Consider the following 19460-nt stretch of genomic DNA (forward strand, 5'->3'; position numbering starts at 1 on the left):
TACGGAATAAGCTTGTCACTTCGCGGCGAATCGGAGGACGCTGGTGGCAGACGGTGTGCAATCGGTTGAGCGCGCCTTCGAGCTGCTCGAGATCATGTCGAACTCGGGCGGCAGCGTGGCGCTGGGGGAGTTGGCCGCACGCGCCGAGCTACCACAGCCGACGATTCACCGGCTGGTACGCACGCTGCTGGCGATGGGCTACGTGAGGCAGCTCGAGAACCGGCGATACGCTCTGGGGCCCAAGCTGATTCGGTTGGGCGAAAGCGCCGCCCAGCTGATCGGGGCGTGGTCGCGGCCCCACCTGACCGAACTGGTCGAGCGGACGGGCGAGAGCGCCAACATGGCCGTGCTCGACAACGACATGGCGGTCTACGTCGCGCAGGTGCCGTCACCGCACGCGATGCGGATGTTCACCGAAGTGGGTCGCCGGGTGCACCTGCACTGCACCGGCGTCGGCAAGGCGCTGCTCATGCAACTCCCCAACGACAGCGTGGAGGCGTTGATGAAGCGCGCGGGGATGCCGGCGTCCAACGAGAATTCGTACACCACCCCGGAAGCGCTGATCCGCGACATCGAGTTGAGCCGGTCTCGCGGCTACGCCGTCGACGAAGGCGAGCAGGAGATCGGCGTCCGGTGCTTCGCCGTTCCCGTACCGGACGCCCCCACCCCGACCGCGATCTCGATCTCCGGGCCGGCCGCGCGCCTCACCCTGAAGTCGGCGATGAAGGTGACGCCGCTGCTGAAGCGCGTCGCCCGCGACATCGCCTCGGAGTTCGACCAAGCGCCCGCCTAGCTCCCGCCGAGTGTGGGCTTGTGTCACGCTTCAAGCGGCGTAAGCGTGCGGGTAACCCACGTTCGGCGCTAGTCCAATAAGAGCAGTGCGGCGGCTGTCGGTGCGTCCTCGAGTGTTTCGGCGAGATCGTTGAACTCCATGATGTTGTCGATCTCGGTGCCCATCGCGATGTTGGTGATCTTCTCCAGGAAGATCTCCACCACCACAGGAACCTTGTGCTCATGGGCCAGTTGCTGCGCCCGCACCAGCGACGGGCCGATATCGGCAGGCTCGACCACTTGGATTGCCTTGCAGCCCAGGCCCTCCGCCACGCGAAGGTGGTCGACGCCGTAGCCCTTGGGAACGTCGCTGTCGGACTCTTGCGCATTGATGTTGTCGAAGCCAAGCGACACGTGGTAGTTCATGTCGAAGTTGCGCTGCGCCTGACGGATCAGACCCAGATACGAGTTGTTCACCACCACATGGACATACGGGAGGTTGAATTGCGCGCCGACCGCGAGCTCCTCGATGAGGAATTGGAAGTCGTAATCGCCCGACAGCCCGACCACTGTCGCCTTCGGATCGGCGGCGACGACACCGAGCGCAGCGGGCACCGTCCACCCCAGCGGACCGGCCTGGCCGCAGTTGATCCAGTTCCGCGGTCCGTACACCTGAAGAAACTGTCCGCCGGCGATCTGCGACAGCCCGATCGCGGTGACGTACCGGACATCGCGGCCGAATGCCCGGTTCATCTCCTCGTAGACCCGCTGCGGCTTGATCGGCACGTCGTCGAAGTGAGTCTTGCGGTGCATGGTCTGCTTGCGCTGCCTGCAGTCCTCGACCCAGGTGGTCCAATCCGGCAGGGTGCCAGCCGCGCGTCGCTCCTTGGCGACGGCGACGAACTGCTCGAGCGCGGCCTTCGCATCCGAGACGATCCCGAAATCCGGTGCGAAGACACGGCCGATCTGTGTCGGCTCGATGTCGACGTGAACGAACCGCCGGCCCTGTCGATAGGTGTCCAGTCCGCCGGTGTGGCGGTTGGCCCACCGGTTGCCGATTCCGAGAACGAAGTCGGAGGCGAGCATGGTCGCGTTGCCGTAGCGATGCGACGTCTGCAGGCCGACCATGCCTGCTGCGAGCACGTGATCGTCCGGAATGCTGCCCCACCCCATGAGGGTCGGCACCACAGGGACATTGAGGATCTCGGCGAGTTCGACCAGCAGATCGGAGGCGTCGGCGTTGATGATGCCGCCGCCGGCGACGATCAAGGGCCGATCGGCGGAAACCAGCATGTCGATCGCCTTGACGGCCTGAGCCCGCGACGCCGCGGGCTTGTAGACCGGTAGCGGCTGATAGGCCTCCGGGTCGAAGTCGATCTCGGCGAGCTGGACGTCGATGGGCAGGTCGATGAGCACGGGGCCCGGTCGTCCCGACCGCATCAAGTGGAACGCCTGCGCGAAAGCGCCTGGCACTTGGCCGGGTTCGAGCACGGTCATCGCCATCTTGGTGACGGGCGCAGCGATCGAGGCGATGTCGACGGCCTGGAAGTCCTCCTTGTGCAGCCTGTCGACAGGAGCCTGGCCGGTGATCGCGAGGATCGGAATGGAATCCGCTGAGGCCGAGTACAACCCGGTGATCATGTCGGTGCCCGCGGGACCGGAGGTCCCGATGCACACGCCGATGTTGCCCGCCGCAGCGCGGGTGAAGCCCTCGGCCATGTGGCTGGCCGCCTCCACGTGGCGGGCCAGCACATGCTTGATGCCGCCGTGTGCGCGCATGGCCGAGTAGAACGGGTTGATCGCCGCTCCGGGCAGGCCGAACGCATGAGTCGCCCCCTCGATTTCGAGGATCTTGACGGCTGCGTCGACCGTTCGCATGCGTGTCATTGAGCCGTTTCCTTGCCTGACAGTCGCTCGACACCCAACAACAGCGCCGAATGGTCCAGTCCGCCATCGCCGTTGGCCAACGCCGAGGCCATCAGTTGGGCGACCAGTGAACCGAGCGGCGTGACCACACCCGCTTCGCGTGCCGCGGCGGTGAGGATGCCCATGTCCTTGTGGTGCAGCGCGATCCGGAACCCCGGATCGAAGTTTCGGGTCAGCATCTTGGAGGCCTTCTGATCGAGCACGGCCGAACCGGCCAGCCCGCCGCCGAGCACCTTGACGGCGGCCTCGATGTCCACGGCGTATGCCTTCAAGAACGTGATGGCCTCGGCGAGCAGTTCGATGTTGCCCGCGACGATCAACTGGTTGGCTGCCTTGACGGTTTGGCCGGCGCCGTTGGCGCCGACGTGCACGATGGTCTTGCCGACTGTGTCGAAAATCGGTTTGGCTGCGGCGAAGTCGTCCTCCGATCCGCCGACCATGATCGACAGCGTGGCGTTCACGGCGCCGGGTTCACCCCCGGACACCGGCGCGTCAAGGATGCGCAGCCCGCGCTCGGCGCCGATCTTGGCGAACTCTGCGGTGACATCGGGCCGGATGGACGAGAAGTCGATCACCAGCGTGCCGGGCTGTGCGTGAGCGAACACCCCGTCGTCTCCCAGCAGCACAGCCTGCACCTGTGGGGAGTCGGGCACCATGATGGCCACCACGTCGGCGTCCTTGACGGCCTGTTCGATGGAGTCGGCCGCCGCGCCTCCGGCTTCCACCAACGCGCCGGTGCGCTCGGGCGACGTGTCCACCCCGACGACGGTATGACCGGCCTTGACCAAGTGGGTCGCCATCGGGCTGCCCATGATGCCCAGTCCGATGAAAGCGATTGTGCTCATTAAATCCTCGTTTCTGCTTGTGCTTGCAACGCGCCGCGTTCTGCCCGCGGCAGCCATTCGAAGGTGTCGGGTTTGGTCGCCTTGTACTCCAAACCGACGTAGCCCTGGTAGCCCTGCGCGGCCAACTGCTCGAGATAGGTACGCAGCGGGATTTCCCCGGTCCCTGGTTCGCCCCGCCCCGGGGCGTCGGCGATCTGGACGTGGCCGACTCGGGGGCCGTAATCGGTTATGGCGGTTGCGATGTCGTCGCCGTTGACGTGCAGGTGGTAGAAGTCGGCGAGCAATCGCAGGTTGGTCGCGCCGTGCTGGTCGTGCACCCGGTCGATCACACGGATCGCGTCGGCCGCTGTCAGCAGCGGATACCGGGGTGCCCCGCTTACCGGTTCGATGAGGACCGTGGCCCCGATCCGGTCCGCGGCCCGTGCGGCATAGCCAAGGTTCTCGGCGGCGACGTCATCCTGGTTCGCGGCCGAGTTGTCATCGATGCGGTTGCCGTACAGCGCGTTGAACGCACGGGTGCCGAGCGTTTCGGCGATTCCGACGGCAATCTCGACGTTGTCGCGAAACGCTTGCGTCAGAGTCGGATTCGACAAGATACCGCGATCGCCGGCGGGCATGTCGCCTGCGGCGAAGTTGAGACCCGTCAACTGGACACCCGCATCCTGGATGGCCCGGACGAAGGCAGTGACATCGGCGTCCGGTGGTGTCGGGGTGTCGAAGGGCCACCAGAACTCGACTGCCTCGAACCCGGCGTTCCGGGCCGCCTGCGGCCGATCCAGCAGGGGTAGATCGGTCAGCAGGATCGAGCAGTTGACCGTATAGGCCGTCATCTCGATGTTCCTTTCTCGGGACGTCGCATACGTTGATGTCCAGCTATTCCGCATTGCGGAATGAATATCTCGCTATACAAAATAGTGAACCGGTCGTCCGGACTCCTTGTCAAGGGCGAACCCGCGGTAACGCGAGCTCGTTCTGCGATGCTGTTGACGGGACCATGGCCGGTATGTCAGCGTTAAACATCGGAATTATAATTCCGTAATACGGAATAATGCAGATGGATGGTGGTCTGATGCGTGGCCATGTGGTGATCGCGCCCGACAAGTTCAAGGGCTCACTGACGGCCGCGGAGGCTGCCGCTGCGATATCTGTGGGTCTCAAACGGGCAGACCCTACGGTGGCGACGGTGCACTGCCCGGTCGCGGACGGCGGAGACGGCACGCTCGGCACCGTGTTGGCGGCGGGCTTCGAGCGGATACCGATCTATGCCAAGGGGCCGACGGGTCAGGTCGTCCACACCGCGTACGCGCGAAGCGGTAGGACTGCCGTCATTGAAATGGCGGAAATCTGTGGCTTACAACGGCTTCCGGGTGGCAGGCCCGCCCCGATGACCGCTACCAGCCGTGGCCTCGGTGAAGTCGTTGTGCAGGCCCTTGATCACGGCTGCCGCGACATCATCATCGGCGTCGGCGGAAGTGCGAGCACTGATGGCGGCGCGGGGTTCCTCAGCGCCCTCGGCGCGGCAGTTCGCGATCGAGACGGGGTACGTCTTCCCGCGGGCACGCCCCTCGGGGAGGCAGCGCACCTGGATCTCACCGCGTTACACCCCGACATCTCCTGTGCCTCATTCACTCTCGCGTCTGATGTCGACAACCCGCTGTATGGTCCGCTTGGCGCGGCCAGCGTTTATGCGCCACAGAAGGGGGCCGGACCGGATCAGGTCCTCGAGCTCGACCGCGCCCTTCGTCGCTGGGCCGACATCCTCGAGCGCGAAACGAAAGTGGATTACCGAAACGCCGCAGGCGCAGGCGCCGCAGGCGGCGTGGGCTTCGCGGCGATGGCCGTACTCGGCGCACAGATGCGGCCCGGCATCGACGTCATCATCGACCGCATCGAGTTGGACAGGTATCTGACGGGTGCATGCGCGGTCGTCACCGGTGAGGGCTCACTGGATCGACAGTCGTTGCGCGGCAAGGCTGCAATCGGTGTGTGTCGTCGCGCCGGCACGCACGGCGTACCCACGTTCGCTGTCGCGGGCGTATCGGCGCTGACTCCGGCCGAAGTCAACGCCGCGGGGTTCGCAGGGGTGTACACGCTCAGCGACTTGGAGCCCGACCCTGTGCGGTCGATGAGACATGCGGCCGAGCTGCTCACAAAGGTGGGGGAGAGGCTCGCGCCCACGCTCATCGGGGTTATCGGCTCTTCGCGCTAGCGCTCATCGGGCCGTCGGCTCTTCGCGCTAGCGCTCATCGCAACTTGACGACGACCTTGCCCTTCGCGGTCCGGTCCTCCAGCGAGGCGATCGCGTCGGCGGCCTGCTCGAGCGGGTAGACGATCGGCTCGGGCGCCGACACCCTGCCCGATGCCAGCAGTGGCTCCAGCTCGGCCCACTGCTCGCCCAGATAACCGGGGTGAGTCAGGCTCCAGGCGCCCCAGCCGACGCCGACGGCATCGACGTTGTTCAGCAGCAGCCGGTTGACCTTCACGGTCGGGATGTCGCCGCCGGTGAAGCCGATGACCAGTAGTCGTCCGCCGGGTGCCAGCGACCGCAGCGAGTCGGTGAACCGGTCGCCGCCAACTGGGTCGACGACGATGTCGACGCCGCGCCCGCCGGTCAGTTCCTTGACGGCGTCTTTGAACCCGTCGGCCAGCACCACGTCCGACGCGCCCGCCGCTTTCGCGATCGCGATCTTGTCCTCGGTGCTGACCACCGCGATCGTGCGCGAAGCGCCCCACGCCGGAGCCAGCCGCAGCGTCGATGTCCCGATGCCACCGGCCGCGCCGTGCACCAGAACCGTCTCGCCCTCGGCGAGCCGACCGCGTGTGCGCAGCGCGTGATGCATGGTCAGGTCGTTGAACAGTAGGCCCGCGCCTGCCTCGAACGACACCGTGTCCGGCAGCTTGAACACTCGATCGGGTTGCAGCGCAACGACTTCCGCCATCGCGCCGCACAGCATGGTCAGTGCCGCAACGCGATCACCCGCCGCCACGTGCGCGCCATCAGGTGCGCTGCGCACCACGCCCGCGATCTCCGCGCCCGGTGTGTAGGGCATCTCTGGCTTGTACTGGTAAAGCCCGCGTGATTGCAGGGCGTCGGGGAACGCCACACCCGCGGCGTATACGTCGATGAGGACCTCGCCGTCACCGGCAGTCGGCTCGTCGATCTCGACGATCTTCGCAGCTTGCGGGCCATCGAGCTGGGCAATTTGAATCGCGCGCATCGCACCATTTAACTCCTGCGGCGACAGCGCCCAACCGACCGGTAGGCTGGTTTTGACGGCAGCGTTGCCGAACTCGATGGGAGCACGTATGGGACGTGGCCAGGAGGCCGGTTCGCCGGCCAGAAAATTCGCCGCGGCTGAGGCATTACCCAAGGGCCGCGTCGTTCCCGTTCGCTCCAAAGACGGCATCCGCCTGCACGCCGAGGTCTTCGGACCAGAAGACGGCTACCCGATCGTGCTCGCCCACGGCATCACCTGCGCTCTTCGGGTGTGGGCCTACCAGATCGCGGATTTGTCCAACGATTACCGCGTCATCGCATTCGACCACCGCGGCCACGGCAAGAGCGCGGTACCGCCCCACCGCCACCGCTACAGCCTCGACATCCTCGCCGAGGATCTCGACTCTGTGCTGGACGCGACGCTGGCGCCCGGTGAGCGCGCAGTCATCGCGGGCCACTCGATGGGCGGCATCGCAATCACGTCGTGGGCCGACCGGTTCCCGGACCGGGTCCCGCAACGCGTCGACGCCGTCGCGCTGATCAACACCACGACCGGTGATCTGCTGCGCAACGTGAAATTTCTTCCGGTGCCACCACCGCTGGCCGATGCCAGGGTTCGTGCGGCGGGCACGCTGCTCAGAACCTTCGGTGCGGCACCGCTTTTGCGCGCAGTGGATCGCCCGAGTCGGCGGTTTGTCTCGACGATCGCGGTCGGACGCGACGCCGATCCCGCCATCGTCGACTTCATCTACGAGTTGTTCACCTCGACGCCGCCGGCGGGCCGTGGCGGTTGGGCCCGCGCGCTGGTCGACAACCTCGGTCCCGAGCACATCGGGCTGAAAAACCTGACCGCGCCGACGCTGGTCATCGGAAGCACGAAAGACCGTCTGCTGCCGATGGTTTCGTCGCGGCACATCGCCAGGATGGCGCCGAACCTGGCGTCGTTCGTCGAGCTACCAGGCGGGCATTGTGCCATCGTCGAGCGTCCCGACGACGTCAACAAGCATCTGCGGATGCTGATCGAGTCGGCGAGCCGGCAGCGCAGCGCCTAACCGGTCAGCGCCCGGTGCACTTCGTCGGCTGCCCGCTTACCCGAGCGCACCGCGCCGTCGAGAAATCCCGTCCATTCGTCGGCGGTCTCCGTCCCCGCCCAGTAGATGCCGTCGATCGGCTTGCGCAGCCACGGCCCATACGTCGTCCATGACCCTGGTGGAACAGCGGCCGTCGGGCCGCCTGGCGCGAATTCCTCTGCGCCCCAGCAATGGTCGAGATAGTCGATCGGCTGGCGGGCCTTGTCACCGAACAGCGCCGCGAACCCGTCGAGCGCCTGGGCGCGCCGTTGCTCGGCAGGAAGGGGGTCGAATGTGCGCGCGTCGGTGAAGCCGAGCAAGATGCCGGGCCCCGCGTCGCCGGGGCTGACGTCGAAGGTGATGAACACCGGCCCTTCGTCAGAGAGCGCTTCACCGGAGCAACCGTTGGTGCGCCAGAACGGGGTCTCATAGGCCACATACGCCTTACTCAAGTTGCCTTGCGGCCAGTGCTCCGTGAGCTTTTCGTACTCGGGCGGCAGCGGTGGGTCGAACGCGATGCCTGCCCGGTGCTGTGGAGGTATCGCCACGATGACGGCCTTGGCCCTGACGTCGCCACGGTCAGAGCTGACGACAAGTGTTCCGTCGGAACGCCGTTCGATGCTGCGCACCACCGCGCTCAGCACGACGCGACCGCCGAGCTCGTCGGCGATCCGCAGCGCAATCTGTTGTGTGCCACCGGGAAAGCGGTCTTGCTGGGCGCCATTTTCGACATCGAGCATTCGGCCGAGTCCACCCGCAGCCTTGATGTAGCGGGTGGCGTGCAACATGGAGACTTCCTCGGGTTCGCACCCCCATGTCACGCGGGACATGATCGCCATCAGATTCCGCGTCGATGCGCTCGCATGCACATAGCGCAGCCACTCATCAAGGGTCTTGGAGTCGAGGATCTCGGCGATCGGCGACGTCCATGGTTTGTCCACCGGAACCCGCCTGCAGACGCGTTCGAATCGCCACTGAATCCGGGACACGTCGAGCAGTTCGATGATCGACAACTTCGGAATCGTGCTGCGATACGACCGCACCTTGCCGTGCCACCGGATCAGGTTCTTGCCTCGGCTGTACGTCCGCACCGTCTCACAGCCGAGTTCCTTGGCCAGGGCAACGACGGCATCCTGGGTCGGCCCGACGAATGTTCCGCCGAGATCGACCGGTGTGTCCGCGATCGTCTTTGTTGACGAACGTCCCCCGACGCGGTCACGGCCTTCGAGTACCACGACGTCGTGACCCAACCGCACCAGGTCACGTGCGGCCGTCAGCCCCGCGAACCCGGCACCAACGACGACGACGTCGACATTGGCTGTCTGCTCTTCGCGCGAGCGCTCATCGCCGGCTGCAATGCTCACGCCACTAGGCTCTCACGTCGTGAGGGTGATGACAGCGCTGTTCGGGCCGACGGATGCCAAGGAACGCGCCCACGTGCTGCACGAAGCCGGTGCCAGCGGGGTGTTCACCTTCGAGGGGCCGCACGACGTGTTCACACCGCTGGCCCTAGCCGCGGCTGTCGAAGGCCTCGATCTGATGACCAACGTCGCGATTGCGTTTCCCCGCAACCCGATTCATCTCGCCCACCAAGCCAATGACTTGCAGTTGCTGACCAAGGGTCGGTTCACGCTCGGCCTCGGCACGCAGGTGCGGGCGCAGATCGAGAAGCGGTTCGGCGCCGAGTTCGACCGGCCGGTTGCCAGGATGACGGAATTGGTGCGCGCATTGCGGGCCATCTTCGCGGCGTGGAACTCCGGCCAACGGCTCGACTTCCGCGGGGAGTACTACCGCCACACGCTGATGACGCCGACCTTCAGCCCCGGCGCCAACCCGTACGGCCCGCCGCCGATCTACGTCGGAGCGCTCGGGCCGCGGCTGACACGGGCCACCGCCAAGGTCGCCGACGGTTTGCTTGTCATGCCGTTCGGCTCCAAGCGGTTTCTGCAGGAAGCGACGATGCCGGCCGTGCGGGAGGGACTTACCGCTGCCGGCCGCGCCGAGGGCGACTTCGCGGTGGTGCCGGAGATCATCGTGTCTGCAGGCGACAAAGACGAAGACCACGCCGCCACCCGCAGGCTGCTTGCGTTCTACGGGTCGACGCCCGCCTACCGGCCCGTCCTGGACGTGCACGGCTGGGGTGAGCTGCAGCCCGAGCTCAACAAGCTGTCCAAACAGGGCCGGTGGGAGGACATGGGCGCGCTGATCGACGACGAGGTGCTGCACACCATCGCGGCATGCGGCAGCCCCGCCGACATCGCCGCGCACATCCGCGACCGGGTGGCAGGAGTGTCCGACCGAATCTGCATCTACCAGCCAGGACCGATCGCGGTGGAGTCGCTCGCCGCGATCGTCGACGCACTCAACCGCTGAGCCCCTATCGTGGTACCCAGCCGGACCAAAGGGGGTTGGGTATGACCGCGATAGACGTCGAATACTCCGACGTGCTGATCATCGGCGCAGGAATTTCGGGAATCGGCGCCGCATACCGGATCCATGAGAAGAATCCCGGGCTGTCGTACACGGTGCTTGAACGGCGCGAGCGAATCGGCGGCACCTGGGACTTGTTTCGCTATCCCGGTATCCGCTCCGACAGCGACATCTTCACGCTCAGCTATCCCTACGAGCCGTGGCGTCGGCCCGAGAACGTGGCCGACGGCGACGACATCCGCGCGTATCTGACCGAGACCGCCCGTAAACACGGCATCGTCGAGCACATCCGGTTCGACACGAAGGTGCTTTCCGCCGATTGGGACTCGAGCACCGATACGTGGACGCTGCAGACCGAGCAGAACGGCAGTCCCAAGGCTTACCGCGGCCGGTTCGTCTTCTTCGGCACCGGCTATTACAACTACGACGAGCCCTACCGCCCGGAGTTCCCCGGCATCGAGACGTTTACCGGCGAAGTCTTACACCCCCAGTTCTGGCCAGAAGGCTTCGACTACACGGGCAAACGGGTGGTGGTGATCGGCAGCGGTGCAACCGCTGTGAGCATGATCCCGTCGCTTTCCGAGAAGGCCGGCCACGTGACCATGTTGCAGCGCTCACCGACGTACATGTTGTCGATGCCGCGCATCCATCCGGTGGTGCAGGCGATCCGAAAAGTGTTGCCGCTGCGCGCCGCCAACCACGCCGTCCGGTTGTACAACACGCTGTTCACCGTGCTGACATACGTGGTCGCACGGAAGGCGCCGAGGTTCAGTCGATGGCTGATCCGGGCGATGGCGAAAAGGAATCTGCCGGAAGACTATCCGGTGGACGTGCACTTCAAGCCGCGATACGACCCGTGGGACCAGCGGCTGTGCCTGATCCTCGACAACGACCTCTACACCGCTGTCGGCGAAGGCCGCGCCGAAGTCGTCACCGACACGGTCGATCACATCGACAGCAGTGGGATCGTCCTGAAGTCCGGCCGACACGTCGACGCTGACGTCATCGTCACCGCGACCGGCCTGCAGTTGCAGGCGCTGGGCGGGGTGGCGATCAGCATCGACGGCGCCGAGGTCAAGCCACAGGACCGGTTCGTCTACAAGGAGCACATGCTCGAAGACATCCCGAACATGGCGTGGTGCGTCGGCTACATCAACGCATCGTGGACACTGCGCGCCGACCTCACCGCGCGTTCGGTCGCAAAACTGTTGGCCTACATGGACGGTCACGGGTACACCCACGCCTACCCGCACCTTGGCGACAAGCCGATGCCGGAGAAGCCGGCGTGGAACATCAACGCGGGTTATGTGCAGCGCGCATTGCACGCGCTGCCGAAGTCCGGCACGCGCCGACCGTGGAACGTGCGGCACAACTACGTACTCGATGCCATCGACCATCGTCTCGACCGCATTGAGGAGTCGATGGTGTTCGGCCGCGCGGAGGCTCGGGAGGCGAAACCCGCCTAGGAGGTGCCAAGGTGAGCGAACCCGAATATTCGGATGTCCTGATCATCGGTGCCGGCATATCCGGCATCGGCGCCGCGTACCGGATCCGCGAACGCAATCCGCACCTGTCGTTGACGATCTTGGAGCGGCGGGAGCGGTTGGGCGGTACCTGGGACCTGTTCCGGTATCCGGGAATTCGATCGGACAGCGACATCTACACGCTGTGCTTTCCGTGGGAGCCGTGGACCCGGCCGGAGATGATCGTCGACGGGGAGCATATCTGGGAATACCTCGATCAGACCGCGCGCAAGCACGGCATCGACAAGCGTATTCGTTACCGCACCTACGTCCGTTGCGCTGACTGGGACTCGACGACCGACACGTGGACACTGCAGGTTGACCAGGATGGCCACCCCGCGACGTACCGTAGCCGGTTCGTGTTCTTCGGCACCGGCTACTACAACTACGACGAGCCCTATGCGCCAACGTTTCCCGGAATGGAGTCCTTCAATGGCCAGGTCGTGCATCCCCAGCACTGGCCCGAATCGCTGGACTTCGCAGGCAAACGAGTCGTTGTCATCGGCAGCGGGGCGACCGCGGTCAGTCTCATCCCGTCGCTGACGGACAGGGCCGCCCACGTGACGATGTTGCAGCGCACGCCGTCGTACATGATCTCCTCAGTCAAGGTCGAGCCGACGGCAGTGGCACTCCGGAAGTTCTTGCCGCTGAAGCTCGCTCACTGGATCGTCCGCTGGCGCAACGCGATCGTCGGGGTGGTCATGTGGGTCGTCGCCCGCCGGGCGCCCGAGTTCAGCAGGCGTTTTCTCCGCCGCACCGCCGAGAGCACGCTGCCGGCGGACTACGACATCGACACGCATTTCAATCCGCCGTACAACCCGTGGGATCAGCGGTTGTGCTTCATCATCGGCGCCGATCTGTACAAGGAGATCGCCAAGGGCCGGGTCGAGATGGTGACCGACCACGTCGACCACATGGATGCCACGGGCATCGTTTTGCGCTCGGGCCGCCATTTGGACGCCGACGTGATTGTCACCGCGACGGGACTGCAGTTGCAGTCGCTTGGCGGCGCGCGGATCAGAGTGGACGGCAGGCAGGTCGACCCGCATGATCGGTTTCTGTATCGCCGCCACATGCTCGAGGACGTTCCGAACGCCGCGTGGTGTGTCGGCTACACCAACGCTTCGTGGACCCTGGGCGCCGATCTGACCGCGAAGTCGTTCGCAAAATTGTTGGCGTACATGGATTCTCATGGCTACACCCATGCCTATCCGCATGTCGGCACCGTTGGCATGTCCGAGGAGCCTGCGTTCAAACTGGAATCGGGTTACGTGAAGCGGGGACTGCACATGCTGCCGAAGACGGGCAATCGCAGGCCGTGGCAGATGTCGCAGAACTTCCTGCTCGACGTGCTTCGCCGGCCATTCGAGTCCATCGAGGAATCGATGGTGTTCGGGCGTGCGGCTACGGCGTCCGCAGGGTCAGTCCCGTCCCGAGCAACTGGGACGCGGACAACCCGAATGTCGTCTTGAACCTGTCGGCCAGGTGCGACGGGCTGGCGAAACCCGACTTCATCGCCGCCGTGGTGAGGTTGTCACCCGCCGCGATGGCCGCTCCCGCGTGCGTCAACCGCACCCACAGCCGATAGCGGCGCAAACTGGTGCCGAGTTCGTCGCGAAACAGGTGCAGGAACCGTGATTCGGAAAGTCCTGCGGCAGCGGCGAGTTCGCGCGACGCAACCGATCCCGCGGGGTCGTCACGTATTGTGCGCGCCGCGGCGACGATGCGGGGATCGATGTGCCGCGGCGCGGCGGGCGCCGCCAAATCGAGCCAGTGCGAAGCGGTTTCGTCGTCGGTCGGGCTGAACTGCAGGCGTTCTTCGTCGACGTGTCGTAGGCCGACTTCGCCTTGCCAGTCGTTGAACTTGGGTCTGCTCGCGTTGGCGCGCTCCGATGTCGGCTCCAGATAGCAGGAGACCAGCCCGGCGCCGTGGCAGGTCAGCTGGTGGACCATCCTCGGCGGAATCAGGACGCTGAGCGCCGTGCGTTTGACTCCGTCTTCCGTCGCGACGGTCAGCGGACCGTCGATGCCGACCGCGAGGCACCACACCGAGCCCGAATGCGGTGCGAGGTTCAGGCTGGGACCTGCATAGAGCGCCTGGCCCGGCCACAGCCAGATCGACGGATAGCAGGTTTGTGGAAGCGCCGCGCCGGCCTTTGCCGTCATGCTGGCCTCCTCACGTCAACTCGACAGGAGGTTATCGTGGCCAGCCCAGTCGGCACTGCAGTCATCGGCGTCATCGCCGTGTTCTTCGTCGGTATGGGCGTGTACGCGCTTGCCGCGCCCGCCGCGCTGGTGCGCCCATTCGGCACGACGCTCGGGGGAGACGCATCACGGTCGGAGGTGCGCGCGGTCTACGGCGGCTTCGGGCTGGCTATCGCGGCTGTGCTCGCATACGCGGCGGCCGCGGACGGCGACCTGCGACGGGGCATCTTGATCACCGTTGCGGCCGCCTTGGTGGGGATGGCCGTTGGCCGCGTGGCCGCTGCGATCCTCGGCGACCGCACCGCGTTCTATCCGAACTGGTTCTACTTCTTGGTCGAATCACTGGCTGCCGGCGCGCTCTTTGCGACTTCGGCGCGCTAACCGTCGCTGCGCGTGGATACGCGCGCCGAATCACCTGCCGTCACCGATCGGTCCGCCACGCAACGGTCGCCCAAAGCAACAGAAAACCGGCGACGACAAAGTAAGCGGGATGGGTGGCGAAGCCGAGCAGAAGGAACACCAACGCGAGTACCAGCGGCGCTCGCCACGTCACGGCGGAGTGATGGCCGAAAAGTTCCACTCCGAACGCGGCAACGTGGTTGACGATCTTCTCCGCGGTTGACTCGTCCGCTTGTCGAAGGTGACGGGGTCCGGGATCGGCCGCTAGCGGTTGCCCGGAGCGGCGCGCCACCTCAACCGCCACGCGATGAAGAAACGCATCAACTTCCTCTTCGTCATATCCGCGCCTTCCGATCGGCGCCCTGGAGAACGCCGCGTTGCCGATGTCCGCCGCAGTGAGGCGGTCACTTGTCGGATCTCGTAGCGTTGCCTCGACGCGGTCCAGAAACGCGTCAACCTCGTCTTCGTGGTAGCCGCGACGTCCGCCCTTCGCACTCGAGAATGCCTGGTTATGGACATCGTCTGGGGTTAGTCCCAAACCATCGGCTGCTCGTTCCGGCTGCGCGACGTGATTCCGGTCGGCCAACTGGCTTTCCAGCTCGTCGATCCGCCGCTCGGGGTCATCTTGGTCCACCAGCGAATGGTCCCACCGGAAGGTTTCCGGGACCCGGCATTTGGTTAAGGCGCGACGGTCAACCAGTCGGCGAAGCCCGACGGATCGTGCCGGCCGAGCGCGCCGTGTTCGAACAGGCCCCAACCCTCGCGTTCGACGCCGTCGGCTTCGCGGCATACCGCCCGGCCGACGTGGTCGATGACGCCGAAGCCGGCGCGCCCGACGATCGCAGGATCGGTCATGTCGTAGGTGAGGCGTTCAGTGAAGTTGTCGCCCTTCCACATTCCGTGCAGCCAGTCGGAGTCTCCGCCGTACCCGCCGCCGACGTGAATGGGCACCGGCAGTTTCGACTCGACGTCGAAATGCACTGGGCTGCCGTCGAATGCGGTCGCCTCGATGGTCGCACCGGTCGGGATCCGTGTACCGGAGCGGTAGTGGATCTTGACCCGCGGCCAACCCAACTGTTCGACGCGGCCGTCCTTCCAGATGCGGGTGCAGTCGTTGAGTGACCGGAAGCCCTGCGGGTCCTCCTGGATGATCACCACGATGCCGAAGTCGTCGAACGCCATCGGCACGTACAGCCACCACATGCCTTCGAACGGCGGATCATCGGGGCGTCCCGCGGGCTCGGCTTCGCCGATCGGCCGGATACCCCAAGACCGATCGCGCGAGCCGATCCAGCAGGACGGATCGACAGCGATCTCTTCGCCGTCGACCACCAGGTGTCCACTCCAGGCGCCCACCTGAGCGAACCGCTGCGCGTCGAGAGTCACGCGGTTGCCGCGCCGCATGATGTGCGGTTGCTCCTGCACGACGTCGAACAGCCCGTCCCACGTCAGATCCGCTGCGATGCCCTCGGTTTCGTCGAGCACGATGCGCAGCTTGTGCAACGGCTCGATCACCTCGACGCGGTAATTGCCGACGTGCTGGTTCAGCCGGTCCTGATCGATGGCACCGCTGAGGTGCACCGCCGTCTGCACGTCACCCCGCCTCACCAACAGGAATGCGTCTTTGACACCGAGATTCGGGTAGTAGCCGATACCCGAGATCACGAAGATGTCGCCGGAGCGGTCGTGTGCGTTGAAGTAGGAGCGGTCGTAGAAATTGCGGTCGCTCGAACCCGGCCATGCAATGGGCTGCGGAATCTGATGTACCGGGTATTCGTCCATGGGGCCGAGCATTACGCCTCTCCGATCAGTCGCTTGAGCACCGAGCCGTGGTAGAACAGCGACTCCACATCGTCTGGTTTCTCGATCTCGCCGAACCGCACGCGCCGCGCACTGGTCCGCATGAACACACACGCCCAGATCACGCCGGAGTAGACGTAGAACCAGTGCAGGTCGCCGAGTTCAACGCCGGTGAGCTGTGAATAGGTCGCCTTGACATCCTCTTCGCGCATGAAGTCGGGTAGCCCCGGCAGCCCGGCCATTCCAGCGAGTTCCTGAAAGACCATGTGGGCGAAGATGATCCAGGCCACATCCATCTCACGCGGACCGAGCACCGCCATCTCCCAGTCCAGCACGGCCACCGGCCGGTAGTCGGAGTACAGCACGTTGCCTACTCGCGAGTCGCCCCACACCAGCACCGGATCCGTTGCGGCGACGTCGGCGGGCCAGTTCGACTCGAGCCAGTCCAGCGCCCGCTCCAGCAGTTCCGAACGGCCGATATCGGGTACCGCGAACTGATACCACGACTGCAACCAGTTGAGATTGCGCCGCAACGCATTTGGTTCCGATCCGTCGGCAAGGAACCCAAACGTCGTCTCGGCGTCCGGGATCGAATGCAGTTTGGCGATCACCTCGACCGTGCTGTCCTGCAGTTCGCGCTGCCGCTCGGCGGGAGAGTCGGCGAACCAGTTGTTGCCGAAGGTGTACGGCATGACGTCAGGCGGCACTTGGCCCTCGACGTAATCCATCAGGAAAAACGGCGTCCCCAGCACCGAGCCCGTCGGCTCCAGCCAGCGCACGCGCGGAACCGGAACATCGGTCATTTCGCCAACCAGGCGGATCACGTCGAACTGGTGGTCCATTCGGTATGACGAAAACACCGGCACGTCCTGTGCGGTGGGGGCCACCCGCGCCACCCACTTCTCTTCCCGCGGTTGGCCGTCGTCGTTCCAGCGGCCGGTCAAGATGATCGTCTCCGACGACATGCCGTTGGAATCGACACCGCTTTCCACAGTGATCTCGGGCTTTACGCCGGCTGGCATCACGGTGGACAACCAGCCCGACATCACGTCGGGCAGCGTGCTCAGGTCGCGACTGGAGTGCTCGAGGCGGCTGACATCTTCGACAGCCGGTTCAGTAGCCACAAATTCTTCCTTCGGCCGATAATTACGATACGGTGGGTAGCGTTATGAAAGCAGACGTGTCCGTCGTTGACAAGACCCCTGGGCGGCCCCGGGATCCGCGAATCGACGCTGCCATATTGCGCGCCGCGGCGGATCTGCTTGTGGAAATCGGCTATTCGAGCCTGACCATGGCGGCGGTGGCCGAGCGCGCGGGAACCACCAAGACCGCGCTGTACCGGCGGTGGTCGAGCAAGGCCGAACTTGTGCACGAGGCGGCTTTCCCTGCGGCGCCGACTGCAATCGAGACGCCACCGGGCGACATCGCAGCCGATGTCCACGCGATGATCGCCGCGGCCCGCGATGTGTTCACCAGCCCCCTGGTGCGCGCCGCGTTGCCGGGGCTGATCGCCGACATGGCAGGCGATGCCGATTTGAACGCGAGGGTGATGAGCCGATTCACCGACGTGTTCGACGCCGTGCGGACACGGCTGGCCGACGCGGTCCGTCGCGGCGAGGTGCACGCCGATGTCGATCCCGACCGGCTGGTCGAAGTGATCGGCGGCGCCACGATGTTGCGCGTCCTGTTGCAGCCCGACGAACCGCTCGGCGAGGACTGGGTCGCACAGACCAGCGCCATTGTCGTCCACGGTGTGGTGGCATTGGGCGATGCTCGAGCGGTTTCCGACTGACTGGCACACCGCGCTGCTTCTGGTGCCACATCCCGACGACCCGGAGTACGGCTGCGCGGCGGCTGTCGCCAAATGGACGTCACAGGGAAAGGTCGTGCACTACGCGCTCGCCTGTCGCGGTGAGGTGGGCATCGCTGGTATGCCGCCCGAGCAAGCCGGCCCGCTGAGGGAAACCGAACAACGCCGATCGGCTGCCATCGTTGGTGTCGAGGAGTTGCAGTTCTGGGACTTCCCGGACAGTCAGATTCACAACACACCCGAGCTGCGCGCCAAGATTGCCGAGACGATCACCGCGCTGGCGCCCGACGTCGTGCTGACGATCTACAGTGGCCCGGAATGGGCGCCGGGGGAGCCGAACCAGCGCGACCACATCGAGTTCTCCAATGCCGTTGCAGCGGCTTATGACTCGCTGCCTGATCCGCCGCGCTGGCTGTTCGAGAACGGGCCGGAAGTCACCCATGCCGAAGTCATCGACGACGACTGCTTCGACCGGGCCGTCGCCTCGCTGGCCGCACACGAGGTCTATCTCTCGGTGCTCGACCCGGACACGCCGGTGCTGGAGCAGGCTCGCAAGCAGGTCGACATGACGACGACTCCGCGCCCGGAATTCGGCGGCAGACGCACCGTGGAGTTCAATCTGCGGCGATTCAGGTCATGACGACCATCTATCCGTTGGCTGCGTTCGGAATCAACGCGGTGCGCTCACCGAGCCACAGGCCCCCGTTGACCTCGACGGTCTGACCGGTGACCCACCGGCTGTCGTCGGAAGCGAAGAACGCGACGACGTCGGCGATGTCGGCCGATGCTCCGACACGGTTCAGTGCGGTGATACCTGCGACGCCGGAAACCGCTTCGTCCGACTCGTGCAGCCACGAGTTCATCTCGGTGTCTGTGATGCCAGGGGAGACGTTGTTGACCGTAATACCGCGGGTCCCAACCGTATTGGCCAACGAACGGCCGAGCACATTGAGAGCGCCCTTTGTCATTGAATAGACGATCTGTGGCGTCGCGAACCAGGTGACGCCAGAGGTGATGTTGATGATGCGGCCGCCGTCACGCAGCAGCGGCAATGCTCGCTGGGTGATGAAAAGTGGCGCTCGTACATTGATGGCGAATTCCCGATCGAACTGTTCGGGCGTGGCTCCGTCGATCGTGCCCTCATAGGTGACGATGGCCGCGTTGTTCACCAGGATGTCGAGCGGACGCCCGCCGAGACCGTTCTCCAGCGCCGCGAACAAGGTGTCCACGTCGCCATCGATCCCGAGTTCGGCACGCACGGGGAATGCCTGGCCGCCGGCGGCTTCAATCGCGGCGACGGTATCGGCCGCCGCGGCTTCGTTACTCCCATAGTGGATGGCTACTGTGGCGCCGTCCTGCGCAAGTCTCTGGGCGATGGCACGGCCGATGCCGCGAGAGGCACCGGTTACCAGTGCTGTCTTACCAGTCAGTGAGGTCATGTGGTCCACAACCTCGGCGTCCGCA

19 protein-coding genes are annotated in these 19460 nt (G+C 65.3%); 9 read left to right on the forward strand and 10 right to left on the reverse strand.

The genetic code is table 11. The features are described from left to right. Positions 1 to 43 precede the first annotated feature (43 nt). Positions 44 to 793 carry a helix-turn-helix domain-containing protein gene (locus J3E61_RS18340; protein WP_192721603.1) on the forward strand — a complete coding sequence of 250 codons (750 nt, stop codon included), beginning with the start codon at positions 44 to 46 and terminating at the stop codon, positions 791 to 793. A 68-nt stretch (positions 794 to 861) separates the two neighbouring features. On the opposite strand, the gene gcl is transcribed toward J3E61_RS18340, so the two are convergent. Genes gcl through J3E61_RS18355 form a run of 3 tightly spaced genes read right to left on the reverse strand, consistent with a single transcriptional unit; the run spans position 862 to position 4378 of the window. Beyond that, positions 862 to 2658 carry a glyoxylate carboligase gene (gcl, locus tag J3E61_RS18345; protein ID WP_210084496.1) on the reverse strand — a complete coding sequence of 599 codons (1797 nt, stop codon included), beginning with the start codon at positions 2656 to 2658 and terminating at the stop codon, positions 862 to 864. Next, the gene (locus J3E61_RS18350; protein ID WP_192721601.1) at positions 2655 to 3542 is read right to left on the reverse strand and encodes a 2-hydroxy-3-oxopropionate reductase; all 888 of its coding nucleotides are present in this window, start codon (positions 3540 to 3542) and stop codon (positions 2655 to 2657) included. The genes gcl and J3E61_RS18350 overlap by 4 nt, the downstream gene beginning before the upstream one ends. Continuing rightward, complete coding sequence (locus J3E61_RS18355; protein ID WP_210085611.1) at positions 3542 to 4378, reverse strand: TIM barrel protein; 837 nt, start codon at positions 4376 to 4378, stop codon at positions 3542 to 3544. Before J3E61_RS18355 ends, J3E61_RS18350 begins: the two co-directional genes overlap by 1 nt. Before the next feature lie 233 nt (positions 4379 to 4611). Here J3E61_RS18355 and J3E61_RS18360 point away from each other — a divergent pair, with 233 nt between their 5' ends. Continuing rightward, positions 4612 to 5751, forward strand: coding sequence for a glycerate kinase (locus tag J3E61_RS18360; RefSeq protein ID WP_210084497.1), 1140 nt, complete (start codon positions 4612 to 4614; stop codon positions 5749 to 5751). Between the two features lie 34 nt (positions 5752 to 5785). Here the strand turns inward: J3E61_RS18360 and J3E61_RS18365 are convergent, their stop codons facing one another. Next, positions 5786 to 6760 (reverse strand): zinc-binding dehydrogenase, encoded by a 975-nt coding sequence (locus J3E61_RS18365; RefSeq protein ID WP_192721599.1) that lies wholly within the window; start codon positions 6758 to 6760, stop codon positions 5786 to 5788. An 88-nt stretch (positions 6761 to 6848) separates the two neighbouring features. Here J3E61_RS18365 and J3E61_RS18370 point away from each other — a divergent pair, with 88 nt between their 5' ends. Next, complete coding sequence (locus J3E61_RS18370; protein WP_210084498.1) at positions 6849 to 7811, forward strand: alpha/beta hydrolase; 963 nt, start codon at positions 6849 to 6851, stop codon at positions 7809 to 7811. Here the strand turns inward: J3E61_RS18370 and J3E61_RS18375 are convergent. Beyond that, positions 7808 to 9187: a flavin monoamine oxidase family protein gene (locus J3E61_RS18375; RefSeq protein WP_210085612.1), complete on the reverse strand. Its 1380-nt coding sequence runs from the start codon at positions 9185 to 9187 to the stop codon at positions 7808 to 7810. The genes J3E61_RS18370 and J3E61_RS18375 overlap by 4 nt on opposite strands. A 34-nt stretch (positions 9188 to 9221) precedes the next feature. Between J3E61_RS18375 and J3E61_RS18380 the strand changes: the two genes are divergently transcribed. From J3E61_RS18380 to J3E61_RS18390, 3 genes are read left to right on the forward strand one after another with little or no spacing between them, the layout of a single operon-like run. Further along, positions 9222 to 10202, forward strand: coding sequence for a TIGR03617 family F420-dependent LLM class oxidoreductase (locus J3E61_RS18380; RefSeq protein ID WP_210085613.1), 981 nt, complete (start codon positions 9222 to 9224; stop codon positions 10200 to 10202). 41 nt (positions 10203 to 10243) lie between these two features. Continuing rightward, positions 10244 to 11725, forward strand: a complete 1482-nt coding sequence (locus J3E61_RS18385) for an NAD(P)/FAD-dependent oxidoreductase (protein WP_210084499.1) — start codon at positions 10244 to 10246, stop codon at positions 11723 to 11725. Positions 11726 to 11736: 11 nt separating this feature from the next. After that, entirely contained in the window at positions 11737 to 13254 is a 1518-nt protein-coding gene (locus tag J3E61_RS18390; RefSeq protein ID WP_210084500.1) for an NAD(P)/FAD-dependent oxidoreductase, read from the forward strand. Here the strand turns inward: J3E61_RS18390 and J3E61_RS18395 are convergent. Then, a complete protein-coding gene (locus J3E61_RS18395) occupies positions 13187 to 13948 on the reverse strand; it encodes a helix-turn-helix transcriptional regulator (protein WP_210084501.1) in 762 nt (253 codons plus the stop codon). The two genes, J3E61_RS18390 and J3E61_RS18395, sit on opposite strands and share 68 nt — an antisense overlap. Here J3E61_RS18395 and J3E61_RS18400 point away from each other — a divergent pair. Continuing rightward, positions 13841 to 14368 (forward strand): DUF4345 domain-containing protein, encoded by a 528-nt coding sequence (locus J3E61_RS18400; protein WP_210084502.1) that lies wholly within the window; start codon positions 13841 to 13843, stop codon positions 14366 to 14368. The genes J3E61_RS18395 and J3E61_RS18400 overlap by 108 nt on opposite strands. Before the next feature lie 40 nt (positions 14369 to 14408). Here J3E61_RS18400 and J3E61_RS18405 read toward each other — a convergent pair whose 3' ends face one another. From J3E61_RS18405 to J3E61_RS18415, 3 genes are all read right to left on the reverse strand, one after another. Next, entirely contained in the window at positions 14409 to 14924 is a 516-nt protein-coding gene (locus J3E61_RS18405; RefSeq protein WP_192722426.1) for a DivIVA domain-containing protein, read from the reverse strand. A gap of 140 nt (positions 14925 to 15064) precedes the next feature. After that, on the reverse strand, positions 15065 to 16180 hold the full coding sequence (locus J3E61_RS18410; protein ID WP_210084503.1) for a hypothetical protein: 1116 nt from the start codon (positions 16178 to 16180) through the stop codon (positions 15065 to 15067). Beyond that, entirely contained in the window at positions 16180 to 17310 is a 1131-nt protein-coding gene (locus J3E61_RS18415; protein ID WP_210084504.1) for a phosphotransferase family protein, read from the reverse strand. The genes J3E61_RS18410 and J3E61_RS18415 overlap by 1 nt, the downstream gene beginning before the upstream one ends. 44 nt (positions 17311 to 17354) lie before the next feature. Here J3E61_RS18415 and J3E61_RS18420 point away from each other — a divergent pair, with 44 nt between their 5' ends. Then, positions 17355 to 17978, forward strand: coding sequence for a TetR/AcrR family transcriptional regulator (locus J3E61_RS18420; RefSeq protein WP_210084505.1), 624 nt, complete (start codon positions 17355 to 17357; stop codon positions 17976 to 17978). Continuing rightward, complete coding sequence (locus J3E61_RS18425) at positions 17956 to 18636, forward strand: PIG-L family deacetylase (protein ID WP_210084506.1); 681 nt, start codon at positions 17956 to 17958, stop codon at positions 18634 to 18636. The genes J3E61_RS18420 and J3E61_RS18425 overlap by 23 nt, the downstream gene beginning before the upstream one ends. A gap of 7 nt (positions 18637 to 18643) precedes the next feature. Here the strand turns inward: J3E61_RS18425 and J3E61_RS18430 are convergent, their stop codons facing one another. Next, positions 18644 to 19435, reverse strand: a complete 792-nt coding sequence (locus tag J3E61_RS18430; RefSeq protein WP_210084507.1) for an SDR family oxidoreductase — start codon at positions 19433 to 19435, stop codon at positions 18644 to 18646. Between the last annotated feature and the right edge of the window lie 25 nt (positions 19436 to 19460).

It is taken from the genome of Mycobacterium sp. OAE908, assembly GCF_017872775.1.
In the GTDB taxonomy this organism is placed as follows: Bacteria; Actinomycetota; Actinomycetes; order Mycobacteriales; family Mycobacteriaceae; genus Mycobacterium.